This window comes from Streptomyces sp. NPDC101152 (assembly GCF_044768275.1).
Lineage (GTDB): Bacteria > Actinomycetota > Actinomycetes > Streptomycetales > Streptomycetaceae > Streptomyces.
The window spans coordinates 1-12,081 of sequence record NZ_JBIWPO010000010.1 but is presented as its reverse complement, the minus strand read 5'-3'; the positions used below and the strand labels follow the sequence as shown (position 1 = coordinate 12,081).

General features: G+C 67.5%; 14 protein-coding genes and 2 pseudogenes. 8 read left to right on the top strand and 8 right to left on the bottom strand.

All coding sequences use genetic code 11. The features are described from left to right. Positions 1-136 precede the first annotated feature (136 nt). Positions 137-1,360 carry a serine hydrolase domain-containing protein gene (locus ACIRVK_RS15665; RefSeq protein WP_404247152.1) on the top strand — a complete coding sequence of 408 codons (1,224 nt, stop codon included), beginning with the start codon at positions 137-139 and terminating at the stop codon, positions 1,358-1,360. On the opposite strand, the gene ACIRVK_RS15660 is transcribed toward ACIRVK_RS15665, so the two are convergent. The 6 genes and pseudogenes from ACIRVK_RS15660 to ACIRVK_RS15635 all read right to left on the bottom strand — a co-directional run. Then, positions 1,250-2,206: a hypothetical protein gene (locus tag ACIRVK_RS15660; protein ID WP_404247150.1), complete on the bottom strand. Its 957-nt coding sequence runs from the start codon at positions 2,204-2,206 to the stop codon at positions 1,250-1,252. The two genes, ACIRVK_RS15665 and ACIRVK_RS15660, sit on opposite strands and share 111 nt — an antisense overlap. 372 nt (positions 2,207-2,578) lie before the next feature. After that, a pseudogene (locus ACIRVK_RS15655) lies at positions 2,579-2,743 on the bottom strand (transcriptional regulator); the annotation flags it as partial. Positions 2,744-2,833: 90 nt separating this feature from the next. Further along, positions 2,834-3,211: a nuclear transport factor 2 family protein gene (locus tag ACIRVK_RS15650; protein ID WP_404247148.1), complete on the bottom strand. Its 378-nt coding sequence runs from the start codon at positions 3,209-3,211 to the stop codon at positions 2,834-2,836. A gap of 122 nt (positions 3,212-3,333) precedes the next feature. Continuing rightward, on the bottom strand, positions 3,334-3,759 hold the full coding sequence (locus ACIRVK_RS15645; RefSeq protein ID WP_404247146.1) for a PIN domain-containing protein: 426 nt from the start codon (positions 3,757-3,759) through the stop codon (positions 3,334-3,336). Continuing rightward, the gene (locus ACIRVK_RS15640) at positions 3,756-4,034 is read right to left on the bottom strand and encodes a CopG family transcriptional regulator (protein ID WP_404247144.1); all 279 of its coding nucleotides are present in this window, start codon (positions 4,032-4,034) and stop codon (positions 3,756-3,758) included. The genes ACIRVK_RS15645 and ACIRVK_RS15640 overlap by 4 nt, the downstream gene beginning before the upstream one ends. A 2-nt stretch (positions 4,035-4,036) precedes the next feature. Next, a pseudogene (locus ACIRVK_RS15635) lies at positions 4,037-4,261 on the bottom strand (restriction endonuclease); the annotation flags it as partial. Between the two features lie 521 nt (positions 4,262-4,782). On the opposite strand from ACIRVK_RS15635, the gene ACIRVK_RS15630 reads away from it, so the two are divergent. Continuing rightward, on the top strand, positions 4,783-5,415 hold the full coding sequence (locus ACIRVK_RS15630; protein ID WP_404247142.1) for a hypothetical protein: 633 nt from the start codon (positions 4,783-4,785) through the stop codon (positions 5,413-5,415). Further along, on the top strand, positions 5,303-6,556 hold the full coding sequence (locus tag ACIRVK_RS15625) for a helix-turn-helix domain-containing protein (RefSeq protein WP_404247140.1): 1,254 nt from the start codon (positions 5,303-5,305) through the stop codon (positions 6,554-6,556). The genes ACIRVK_RS15630 and ACIRVK_RS15625 overlap by 113 nt, the downstream gene beginning before the upstream one ends. A 56-nt stretch (positions 6,557-6,612) precedes the next feature. Here the strand turns inward: ACIRVK_RS15625 and ACIRVK_RS15620 are convergent, their stop codons facing one another. Both ACIRVK_RS15620 and ACIRVK_RS15615 read right to left on the bottom strand, forming a co-directional pair. Then, on the bottom strand, positions 6,613-7,860 hold the full coding sequence (locus ACIRVK_RS15620) for an XRE family transcriptional regulator (protein WP_404247138.1): 1,248 nt from the start codon (positions 7,858-7,860) through the stop codon (positions 6,613-6,615). 158 nt (positions 7,861-8,018) lie between these two features. Beyond that, a complete protein-coding gene (locus ACIRVK_RS15615) occupies positions 8,019-8,354 on the bottom strand; it encodes a winged helix-turn-helix domain-containing protein (RefSeq protein WP_387862559.1) in 336 nt (111 codons plus the stop codon). Between the two features lie 499 nt (positions 8,355-8,853). On the opposite strand from ACIRVK_RS15615, the gene ACIRVK_RS15610 reads away from it, so the two are divergent. The 5 genes from ACIRVK_RS15610 to ACIRVK_RS15590 all read left to right on the top strand — a co-directional run bounded on the left by ACIRVK_RS15610 (position 8,854) and on the right by ACIRVK_RS15590 (position 12,000). Then, positions 8,854-9,618 (top strand): DUF4097 family beta strand repeat-containing protein, encoded by a 765-nt coding sequence (locus ACIRVK_RS15610; RefSeq protein WP_404247136.1) that lies wholly within the window; start codon positions 8,854-8,856, stop codon positions 9,616-9,618. Positions 9,619-9,717: 99 nt separating this feature from the next. Beyond that, positions 9,718-10,011, top strand: coding sequence for a hypothetical protein (locus tag ACIRVK_RS15605; protein ID WP_404247134.1), 294 nt, complete (start codon positions 9,718-9,720; stop codon positions 10,009-10,011). Next, positions 10,008-10,355, top strand: a complete 348-nt coding sequence (locus tag ACIRVK_RS15600) for a hypothetical protein (protein ID WP_404247132.1) — start codon at positions 10,008-10,010, stop codon at positions 10,353-10,355. Before ACIRVK_RS15605 ends, ACIRVK_RS15600 begins: the two co-directional genes overlap by 4 nt. Continuing rightward, positions 10,352-11,353, top strand: a complete 1,002-nt coding sequence (locus ACIRVK_RS15595; RefSeq protein ID WP_404247130.1) for a DUF2637 domain-containing protein — start codon at positions 10,352-10,354, stop codon at positions 11,351-11,353. The genes ACIRVK_RS15600 and ACIRVK_RS15595 overlap by 4 nt, the downstream gene beginning before the upstream one ends. Beyond that, on the top strand, positions 11,350-12,000 hold the full coding sequence (locus ACIRVK_RS15590; RefSeq protein ID WP_404247128.1) for a GGDEF domain-containing protein: 651 nt from the start codon (positions 11,350-11,352) through the stop codon (positions 11,998-12,000). Before ACIRVK_RS15595 ends, ACIRVK_RS15590 begins: the two co-directional genes overlap by 4 nt. Positions 12,001-12,081 lie beyond the last annotated feature (81 nt).

Genomic DNA, 12,081 nt, shown 5'->3' with positions numbered 1-12,081 from the left:
CGAGGGTCGACTCGGGGTGAGCTCAGGGTCGGATCAGGGTTGATCCCGATGCCTGGTCGGTCGGCGGCCGAGCAGGATTGATCGGGTCGACACAGACCAATCTCCCATCTCCGCAACGAATCTCACGGAGTCTCAGATGAAGATGCTGGCTCGCCGCGCCACCGCCCTGGGCCTCGTCGGTTCCGCTCTCCTCGGCATCGGCATCGGTGCCGGTTCTACCGCGCAGGCTCTCGCCGTGAGTGACGCTCGTCCCGACATCACAAACGTATTACCGTCGCTGGACCCGCCCGCGCTCCAAGCCGCCATCGAGACCCGGCCGACCGACGGTGCCTCCGGTGCGATCGCCAGAGTCGGTGAGCCGGGCCAGTTGTGGAAGGGGTCGACCGTCGACAGCCAGACCGGGCGGAAAATCCCGGCGAACGCGCACTTCCACGTCGGCAGCATCTCGAAGGTCTTCGAGACCACCGTCGTCCTGCAACTCGCCGCCGAAGGCCGGCTCGACCTGAACCGGACCGTTCAGCAGTACATGCCCGGTCTGCTCCCGCACACCTTCCAGCCGATCACCGTCCGCGAACTCGTCAACTACACCAGCGGGCTTCCGGACGTGGACGAGGGCAAGCCCGCACCGAGCGCCGACGAAACGATCATCAACCGCTACGAGTACCGCACCTTCGACGAGATCATCCGGAGCACCCTGCGCCCCGCCCACCGCCCTTGGCCCGGTCCGCACTTCGCGCCCGGAACCGAGCAGGAGTACAACTCCCTCGGTTTCCGGATAGCGGGCAGGCTCATCGAACAGATCGCCGGCCACTCCTTCAAGGAGGAGGTCACCAAACGCATCCTCAGGCCGCTGCGACTCGAACAGACCTCGGTGCCCGAAGACGACCCCGTCATGCCCCGGCCCTACCTCCACGGATACGTGACCGACAGCCACGGGAGGGCGGTGGACGTCAGCGAGCAGGGCGGCGACCCGTCCAACATGATCTCCACCCCGGCTGATCTGGACCGCTTCATCACCGCCCTGTTCCAGGGCCGCCTACTGCCCCCCGGGCAACTTGACGAGATGTTCACGCTGCCCAAGGGCGACGACGGCAAGCCCGTCCCGTTCATCGGCACCAGTTGCCAGAAGGTGGCATGCTTCGGCGCCGCCCTCATGTCCACCCCGCTGCCCAACGGGGGCCTCCTCTGGGGCAAGACCGGTCACGACCTCGGCTACGCCAACGGCATGTTCGCGACGCGTGACCTGTCCCTACGCGGCATCTACTCGGTCTCCAACCTGAGCCTCGACTTCGGGACTCCGACCCCGCTGGCCAACCGCCTGCTGACGGCGGCAGTCGCGGCAGATGCCGGGCGCCGGTGAGCGGAATCCCCGGTCGCAACCGTCGCAGTTCTGCATGGGTGCGATGGCCGGAGCTTCCGGAGGTGCTGTGCTTCCGGCCGGTGCGTGGTGCAGGGGAGTCGCCTTGAGCCGGTAGGCGAGGATGCCGGCCGGGCGGGTCAGGAGCCGGTCGGGAAGGCCTGCGGTGAGGTGGTCCGTGATCTGGGTGGGCAGGAGGCCCGCCGTGAGCCAACGGCTGACGCCCGGAGCGAGGCGGGCGGCATCCTGCTCGGAGAGGACAAGGCGGGGGTCGACCCGGCGCAGGGCGGCGAGCACGGCGACGGCTTTGGGGTCGAGGTCGGCGTGGTGGACCTGGACCGGTGTCTCCGTCTCCGTCTCCGTCTTCGCCGGGGCGGGGGTTTGCGCCGCTTTCTGCCCGGTCGCTGGTGCGGGCGTGAGCGCGGGAGTGGTGGGCCGCTTGCGGGGTCGACGCGATGGGGACCGCCTGGACGGGTTCTCCGGGTCGGGTTCGGGCTCGCCGCCGGGAACGTCGTAGAAGTACGTGCGGGTACGGACCTGCCCGGTCGGCGTCCGCTCGCGTCGACGCTCCAGGTACCCGGCCTCCTCCAGTTCTCTGAGGGCCCGCGAGATAAGGATCTCGCCCTCGCTGAAGTGGTCGCACAGGGCGGCGATGGTCACGGAGGAGTTGTCGGGCACGGAGGCGATGTACGCCGCGACACCGACCGTGACCGCGCTGCCGCGCCGTTGCGCGAGGGCGTTGGAGATCACGGTGAAGTCGGCGGTGAGGCGGGTGCGGACGTGGATCACACCGGAGGTCGGTGCTCCGGCGTCGGCGCGCAGGGGCGCGTTAGACTGCGAGTCAGCCATCGGGAAGGGTTCGCTTCCTGATCGGTCAGGCCCTCGATCGGGATTGCCGTCCCGGCCGGGGGCCGATGTCTGTGTGCGGTTGTCGCGGCGAACGTAACCGCCCGCATCCCGCGTCTGCAAGCCAGTCACTCGGACGGGTGACGAGGCCTTCGCGGCCGAGGAGGGTGGGTGGGCGGGTAGTTCTTTCCCCCGGTTCTTTGAGGAGGCCGGCGGCCTGCCGGGGCCTCGCGGACGGGGGTCCGGCGTGCCCGGGACATGGACGGCGACCAGCGCCCGGCGGACTCAGCGACGGTGGTCGTCAGCCTTCAACTCGCCTATGAAGGCGGCCCAGGCGGCGGCTTCGAAACACAGCGCCGGACCGTGCGGGCCCTATGACGGGAGATTCGAGCCACGGCGGTTGTCCTCCGGCACGGATCGGATCGTGTCGAGTGACATGAGTGGGGGAAGGGCCTCCGCCCGCAGCCGATCGTAGGCCAGCGAATGATGCTTGAACTCGTCCCGATCATCGACGAGTTGGCCGTGGTGCGCCCCTTCCGTGAGGTGCCGAACGCGGTGAAGCACAGCCACAGCCAGAGGGCATGTCGCCGACGGCGAGCGCGGCGAGAAGGACAGCGACAGCGGAATGTCTCAGGAGGCGGACGCTTCGATGTCCCCCGCGAAGACGATGACCTGGTCGATGAGGCTCCGCCGCAGATGGACGACGTCTGTTCCCGCCAGGGCGGGACCTCCGTCCGGCGTGGTGAACACCCACTGGTACCGGGCCCATTCGTCAGGCATGTCGACCGCCGAGCAGCGCACCATCGTGCCGGTCCCCGCCGGGTGGCGCCGGATGTCCAGCACGAAACGCTCGACCGCCGCGATTCCTTCGCTGCGACCCAACGGTCCCCAGAGGACCACGTCCGAGGTCAGAGCCTGGGAGAGCAGGGCAGTCACATAGCTGTCGTCCGAGGCGTTGAACGCGGAGATGAACGTGTCGATCGCGGAGCGTGCAATCTCTTCCTGCATGCCCCAGTAATACCAGCCGTTTCGCGGGAGCAGGTGGCTCCCCGATGGCTCCCAAGTCTGCTGCCTGGATGGTGCTGGAGAAGAGTCAGCCTGGTGTGGGCGCCGGAGAGGCGCGGGTCGGGTCACACCTTTTTGACGACGATCGTGTCCGGGACCAGCTTCTCCAGGTCGTCGACGTCCGAGGTGAAGACGGTGACCTGCCCCTGCTGCTGTCGCGCGATGACGGCGAGCACGGCGTCGATCGCGTACTTGTGGCCGTGCAACTTGGCGTCGGCCAGGAGTCGACGCGCCTGGCGGGCTTCGTCCTTCCCGATGTCGACGACCTGGAGCCGGGACAGTACCCAGTCCCAGCGCTGCTCGGTCGTTCTGCCGTCGTACGCCTCGACCAGTGTCATCGGGGACGTCACCACCTCGGCTTCCCCTCGTGCCGCCAGGTCCAGCCAGGCGATCATCTTCCGGTCGCCGCGGACCGCCAGGGACAGGGCTTCACAGTCCAGTACGAAGACACGAAGGGGCCGCTGTCCATGCTCACCAGCCCGCTGCTTCACGCAGCCTCTCCGGCGTTATGCTTTCCGGCGGTTCGACGCCGCTCGTGTTCGGCGTCGAGTTCCTCCAACGCGTCTAGCGCTGCCGCATGCTCGTCCTCGGTGACGGGACCGTGCTCTTCCTGCAGCCAGTCGATCAGTTCCCGGAGCCGGTCCCGGTCGAGTTTGAAGCGCAGCGCTTCGGCGACGTACGCCGACAGGCCCCGCTCTGCCGCTTCCGCGCGGATCTCGTCCAGGAGGTCCTCGGGAATTGTCACGGTCACCTTCTTGGTCGCCATACAAGCGACCATACTCCTGGTATCACACTCCTTACCAGTGGCATGGGCGGTCCGTACTCGGCCAGCAACCGGCTGAGGTCGTTCTCCACGGCGCTGTACCGCAGTTCGCCGGCGGCATCCTGCTGGAACCGGCCGAGCGCGTACAGGAACAACAGTGGCTTGTGCGGAGCGCGGGTCCCGCTTCTGCTCCACTGCCTCAGCTTCGCGGTGCGCTCCAGCCAGTCCATGACCGGCGATCGTAGTGGCGTTGGGGTGCGGTGGTTTCGAAGGGGCTTGGGGAGCGGGTCGACTCCCAGACGGCGCCCGGACACCACCGCGCTCGCGTGGTGTGCTTGGGAAGCGGAAGACCGGGCATGAAGTGCGCGACCTCGACGTAGTAGGCGCAGTCGCACGAGCCGGTGCCCCCGGGCGCGAAAGAAGCCACTGGGCAAATTACCCAGTGGCTTCTGACCAGCGTCGGGGTGGCGGGATTTGAACCCACGACCTCTTCGTCCCGAACGCGATGGGGCCCCTCGCGACCTTGCTATGGGGGCACTGGCGTGCCCATCTCGGCTCCGGCATCGTCCACTAGCGTCCGGGGCGGTCTAGGTTCGGTCGCACCGTTTGGCCCCCTGTTTGGCCCCCCGCTGCGCGCTTCAAGGGCCCTCTCCCGCACGGTCTGTCTTCAGCACTCTCCCCGCCAACTTTCCTGGGCCACGCGGCCCAAGGTCGTTGCAGGTGTGTGATCGGCGGTTATAAAATAACCGCTATGCTCACACCTGAAGACGCGTCATTCATCACGGCCGCAACCGAGGGCCTCTCCGAACCTCTCTACGCTGCGCTTGACGACGGCTACACCGCCGCGCACGCGCACTTCGACGAGCACGGCATGGTGGGAGACGGGTACTCGAAGGGGCGAACCGACCTCGCGCGGGACCATGCGCGTCGGTACGTGGAGCGTCTCCACGGTGATCGGAAGCACCTCGGTGGGTGGGAGCCGATCAACGGTTCCAGCGGGCGGTTCCACCTGCGCAACGGCATGCTCACTCTGCGCATCCTGCATGCAACGCCCTACGACCTGGTCCCTGCCCCGGGGCGGAACAAGGCTCGCATCAGCTACTACTACAATCGAGCGGTTGACCTGTTCGGTGTCGAAGCGAGCAACCTCCTGGCCGTTTGGCTGTCACCCCGCGAAGAGGGTGGGGAGATCTCTGTGCGCATCGTGCGTCCGATCGGGGAATGGAAGCCCGGTCGGCCGCCGAAGTTCGACCTCGATTTCGAGCTGCCGCGTGAGACTGAAGCGTTCACGGACTGGGAGTTCGTGCCGGACGACAAGGGCATTGTGCTGCCCTTCGAGTTCGACGAAGACGAGCGCGAAGAGGGTGAAGGAAGTGGTGCATGATCCTGCGGAGCGGATCCGGACGCTCCGGCTCCTCATGGGGTTGACCCAGGGGGAGTTGGCACAGGCCGCAGGCGTGTCTCAGCCGATGATCTCGCAGATCCAGAAGGGCACCAAGGGTGTCACTGACGACCTGTTGGGGCGGATCGCTGAGGCAACGGGAACACCACGCTCATTCTTCGATGTCGACCCGACTGACCTGCCGACTGACACCCTTCTGTTCCGTAAGAAGGCAAGCGCATCAGTTCGTGAGGTTGGTCGGGTCGAAGCGACTGTTCGTGAGGCTTATCGGGTTGCGGCACGACTCCTCACCGAGACGCGGGTGCGCCGAACAACTTTGCCTAGGGCAGAGGGGAAAATCTCTCCTGACGCCATTGAGGACCTTGCCTCTGCAACGCGAGATGCGTTGGGTATTGCCCAGGATGGTGTTCTTGGGCACGTTATCCGATCCTGTGAGCGAGCGGGAATTCCCGTCGTACCCCTTGTGCTTGTCGACGCTCAGGGGCACGGGGAAGATATCGTTGTCGGGCACTCGGGAGTCTCCTGCTGGCGGGGTCAGGCAGAGCCATCGCTCATCAGCTACTTTTCGGCTGGCAGTGGCGATCGGCAGAGATTCACAGTGGCTCATGAGCTCGGTCATCTGGTGTTGCACCCGGCAAGGAGAGCAGGGCTTTCCCCGAAGGAGGCGGAGGCGGAAGCTCATCGGTTCGCTGGAGCCTTCTTGCTCCCCCGTGTGCGGGCTGACGAGGCGTTCTCCGGTCCTCTAATGCTTCGAGACTTCGCTGCACTTAAGAAGCGTTGGGGTGTCTCTATCCAGGCGCTGATCCAGCGAGCTTACGACCTCGGATACGTTGATAATGATCGCAGGGAAAGCCTATATAAGCAGATTGGTGCTCGCGGGTGGCGCACTAATGAGCCTGTTGCTGTCCATCCTGAGCAGCCATCGTTGATGAGAGCAATGTTGGCTCGCCGCTACAACGAGCCACCCGCTGTTCTCCAAGCATCAGAGGACCTGGGTATTCATCCTGTCCTAATGAGGTCGCTTGCCCCCGAAAATGCTGCTAATCCGGCTCCGAAAAAAGATGCCAATGTGATTAGTCTAGGTGAGCGTCGTCAGCGTGTCGCACGCCTCAAAGCCTTATAAATGTGGGCCCGCTCGCGGAGCGGGCCCACATTTCTTCTGCGACAGTGGAATGTGAACTAGCGAGGCATAAATCCTGGCTTTTGTTCAGCGAGCGAGTGAAGCCGTGCCAGGTAGTCCTGCGCCGCAGGCTCTGAGCTGTACCGGCGCCTCATCTCGGCAGCGAGTTCGCGGCTGGTCATGATGAGCGACGGGACAGACTGACGGTCTCCTTCGAGAGCTCGGTCACCCATGATGAGGGCCTGCTCCAAGTCGCCCTCACGCGCCGCCGTGACTCCGAGCGTGACCCGCGCTTCCGCGTTGCGCATCGGTGATCGCTCGGTGCCGTCGAAGTCGGTTCCCGCCCTCAGCACCTCTTCGGCGAGCGTGCGCGCAAGCTTGTCTTCGCCGACCAGGCGGTAACAGTCCATCGCGTAGAAGTCGAACTTGGCTGGGTCAACCACGAAGTGGTTGTCCAGGTTCTCGGGGTACGGCATTCCTTCGAGCAACCGCCGCCCCTTGTCCAAGGCCACCTCGACTTGCCGGCGGTCCCCGATCCGAGCCCACGCCTTGGCTTCCTGGGCTGCGAGCTGCACGGCCACGCCGTGGTGCTGTGCCGTCTCGGCTCCGGCCTGCGCCGCCGCGATGACGCCGCGATAGTCGCCGGTCGTGAGGGCGAACCATGCCCGCATCTCGTGCGCCCACCCGGCGACTTCCGCATGGTCCGCTTCGGTCGCGAGCGAGAGCGCCGCCTGTCGCGTCGACTCAGCCGCGTGGCGTGCGCCCGTGTCGTACTCGACACAGCCGACGAGTAGCGCGAGCCAACCAGACAGTGCGAGCACCTCGCGGTGCTGCGCGAGCGTGAGGCTCTTCGTGTGAAGCTCGACGACGCGGCGGAGCCACTGCCGCCCCTCGATGAGGAGCTGTTCGCTCGGCATGAACGGGTACTCAGAGGCGAGCCGATCCAACGTGATCCGCAGGGCGTCAAGCGTGGCGTTGTCGACGTCAGACCGGTTGAGGCGGCTCACGATCTCCAGCGTCTCCATGCCGGACGCTGCCAAGATCTCCCTGTCTCCATCCCGACGTGAGGGCGCCGGGAAGAGCGCGTGCGTCACGGTGCCGAAGAGGGCCGCGATGATCGGTTGGTAGAAGTCGTTCGGCATCTGGCCTGACTCCCAGCGCTTCCACTGGCGAATCATGCTGTCTTCCGCGGGCAGCTCCGTGGGAGCGTGCGCCCGCAGTGCCCTCACTGCCTGACGCTGCGACCAGTCGCGCGCCATTCGTTCGGCAGCGATGCGCCGCGCCCATGCGGGCCTGTCGTCGGTCATGTGCCCTCCTCCGAGTGCCTACTCCGAGTCTCACCCGCGCGCCGGGGGGACAGGGAAGGGGACACAGGGGTGTCACTGGACATGTCCCCACCTCCGCTCCGCCGTCCCCTGGCTGTCACTTACGTCACACCTTCTGTTCCTCGCATGCTGGTTGCAGATCACGCACCACCCGGGGCGGAACGCTCTTCGAGCGCTGCGACCCGTTCAGCCAACGCCTGAATCTGGGAGCGGATTTCCTTGATGTCGTCGCGCACGTCGCTGGTGGGGGCAGCCCCGTCGCTGACGAAGTTGCCGAGGTTCCCGGCCGAGACGATGAGCCCTTCGGCTCGGAGTGCGGCCAAGCCGTTTTGGATGGTCTGGCTCGCGAAGCCGAACCGGTCCATCAACTCGCGCTGTGACGGGAGCTTCTCCCCCGGCTTCATCTTCTTGATGTCGTCGCGAAGTGCGTCCGCGACCTGCGCCGCTTTCGGCTTTGGCCCTCCTGTGACAGTCATGCTCTGAGCGTACCCACCACAGCGAACTAGGGCGCATCACTCACAGGGGTTGTGCACCACAGCAGACTAGTGCAAGCTAGTCGACGAGCGGTCATCCCGAACCTCGGGGCGACAACCGCTTGAGCTGCACGAATGGCTCGGGATTGCCCGTATGGCTACCGCTTGCGGTGGTCGGAAGGCGGCTTCTGCCGCGCGCCACGGGCCCCGCGCTGATCGCACATTGAGAACTGAACAGTGGACCGAGGATCTACCGCCTGTCCTCAGCACCAAGAAGGCGGTCCGCGCGGAGCACGACCCGCGCACTTGATCCTGCGGGCGGGCCTGACCTGGCGCTTCATGCCGTCGACCCGCCCGCCCCCAAACCGCCCCGATGGTCGTAGGCCTGGTTCGACTCCCGGCCGGGGCGCTGCGGGACGGCGCCGTCTCACCACTTCACTGCCGCGGCCGTCCCGCTCTTCGCGCACTTCGTGTCCCACTCCAACGACCTGGGAGCAACCCCATGACCGAGCGCACCTTTGACTCCAAGACCTCCGGCCCGATCGTGCTGGGCCTGTCGCTGCCGGTCGGCAGCGTTCGCGTTCAGATCATCGAGAGCCTGATCACCGCCCGCGTGACGCTGCGTACCGACGACAGCACGGGGCCCGCGGCCGACGCGGTCAACCGGGCCCGCAGCGAGCAGAACGGCCAGGTGCTCGGCATCGAGGTGCCGGAGATGCCGAACGGTGTGATCGTGCGAGGCAACCGCGGCACGGTGATTCAGAGCGTCGGCAACATGAGCATCGTCGGCGGCACGGTCCGCATCAACGGCCGGGTGGTCTCCGGCGGCATGGGCAACATGCCGACCATCAGCCCCATCGAAGCCGTCGTCTCCCTGCCCGCCGGATCGTCCTTCGGACTCGCCGGCACGTCCGCGGACGCCGAGGTGTTCGGCTACGTCGACCGGATGGAGTTCCGCTCCGTCTCCGGCGACCTGGACGCCGACGGCGTCCGGCAGCTCACCGCCAACACCACCTCCGGAGACATCAACGTCGGCCGCGTCACCGAGCGCGTCACCGCGCACTCGGTCTCCGGTGATATCGAGGTACGCCTGTACGACGGCACCGCGGCCACCCTGAACACCACCTCGGGAGACATCGAGGTACAGGCCACCGGCGCCGCCTCCGGGCACATGAGCGCGCACAGCATCTCCGGCAACGTCCGGATCTCCGGCGCCCGCCACCTGAGCGTGTCCGCCGACAGCGTCTCCGGCCGCGTCCGCCGCTGACCTCCCGCACCATCGCCCGTTTCTCCCGGAGCAGTCGCCGTCTCACCACACGCCTGCGGCTGCTCCGGCTCTCTGTCCCTCCAATTCAGGAGCCTTGCCATGCGCACGTACATCGGCGGCCATCAGGCCGTCTCCGTCAACGACTTCATCGAACTTGCCCTGGGCACCCCGCCGGAGCTGTGGCTGGGGGAGGAGGGCGAGAGCGAGGAAGAGCGCGCCGCCCGCAAGGACGCGGCGTGCGACATCCTCGCCGACAACCCGGAACTCCCGGACGACGTGGCCCGCATCGCCGCCGAGGTGATCGAGGCGCACGCCCCGGAGCTGTTCAACGTCGTCCCGCTGACCCGCCCGGCCGGGCGCCGTCGGCCCTCCCAGAAGGGGGCAGCGGCATGAGCACGGTGCTCTCGCTGGCCAATCTGTCGGCGCCGCTGGCTGCGCTGCGGCTGCTGGCGGTGGACTTCCCGGGACTCCCGGCTCCGAACGCCGACGTGAACCCGATTTACCCGAACCGGCTGGCCCTGGCGTGGCACGAATTCAACGGCGGGTTCGCCGCGTTCGAGGCGTGGCGGGCCGCGCTCGGCATCGACCCGGACGCGGTCGGCTTCCACGTGCAGTGCGACGGCCGGACCGGCGTGATGCAGGCGCAGATCTCCTATGGCGGTGCCGACATCGAGCTGACCGGATACATGCCCGTTCCCGCCGACCTGCGGTTGTTTGAGGCGGTGGGCGCAGCGTGAGCGGCATCGAGACGGCACGGTCAGTGCCGAAGCTGACGTTCCCTGAGGTGTGGCTTGCTGCGGTCGGTGCGCTCGCCGCCGCCGCGGTCGGCGCCTTGGGCCTGTACTCGTCCTTCGACGCGGTGTCCCTGGCCGCGGCCCGGTGGGGATTCAGCAACCCGCACACCCTGCCCATCGCAATCGACATCGCCATCCCGGTGTTCACCCTGGCCAACCTGCTGTTGATCCGGCTGGACATGGCGCTTGCGTGGGTGCGGTTCGTCCCCTGGGTGCTGACGCTGGTCACGTGCTGGCTGAACGTCGCGGCCGGGCACGTCCTGTCCGCGAAGGTGGCACACGGAACGATGCCGCTGCTGTGGGTGGTGTTCTCCGAGATCGGCGCCCACGTCTACGCCGTCCGCATCGGTGCCGTCACAGGTCGGCGCATGGACAAGATCCGGTGGTCGCGCTGGCTGCTGGCGCCGCTGTCCACGTTCGCGCTGTGGCGGCGCATGACGCTGTGGGAGGTCACCTCCTACACCGACGCCCTCGCCTGCGAGCGTGAGCGGCTGTTGGCCCGTGCGGACTTGCATGAGCGGTTCGGCCCTGTGGCGTGGCGGTGGAGGACCCCGCGGCGTGAGCGGGTGCTGCTGCGCATGGGCGAACTCGCCCCCGCTGGCGCTGACGTGCCCGCCGTCCCGGAGCCGCCGCAAACCCCGGAGGAGCCGAAGCGGGAGGCGTCGAAGCCGCCGCGCAAGCGGCCGACGACCGGTAAGGCCAAGACGGCGCAGCGCACGACGGCCGAACTGCTTGCCGCAGCGCGCACGATCGCGGCTGACTGGACGGACGCCGCGATCAACGCCGAGGCGCTGCGCAAGGAGCTGCACTGTGGCTCCGGCCCTGCCCGGCAGGTGCGTGACGCCCTGCTCGCCGAGCGGGCTGACGGGCGCGCCCTGCGCCCCGTCGACAACCCCGAGCCGGACGCGTCCGGCGACGGCGCCGAGGGGGTGGCAGCGTGAACACCCTGGCCACGGTCCTGCTGTCCGCGCTGCCGCTCGTCGGGGGTTGGGCGGTTCATGTGTGGTGGCTGCGAGGCTGCCTGAACACCGCCCGGCGTGACCCGCTGACCGGGTTACGCACTCGCGACGGCTTCACCCGCCGCGCCACGGCCCTGCTCAAGGACCCGCGCGCGGTCGTGGTGCTGGCCGACGTCGACAAGTTCAAGCAGATCAATGACACCCACGGGCACGCGGCCGGGGACGCCCTGTTGAAGGCGACCGCCGAACGACTGGCCCACCACGTCGGCCGTAGCGGGGTCGCCGGGCGGCTCGGGGGCGATGAGTTCGCCGCCGTCCTCATCGACGACCACGGCAGTGCGGCTGATCTGCTCGCCGTGCTGCACGGCGTGCTCGCCCGGCCAGTCGACGGCCAGAACCCGGACGTGCGCACCACGGTCTCGCTGGGCTGGGTGCGCGCCGCGGACTTCCCCGCCGATGACCTGTCCGGCCTGCTGCGGCGCGCGGATGAGGCGATGTACGCGGCCAAGCAGGCTCGCGCCGGAATGCGCCGTGCCGGGCTCGGCTGGCTGTTCGCCACCGTCACCGGACGGCGTGCCGGCCGAATGGGCTCCCGCACCGACGCGCCCTTGGTGGGGGTGGCTGCCTAATGCTGTTGTCAAGCCACGAGATGCAGGGGCGGCCGGGCCTGGTAGGGCTGGCGGTCGCGGAGGATGGCGTAGAGGACGTTG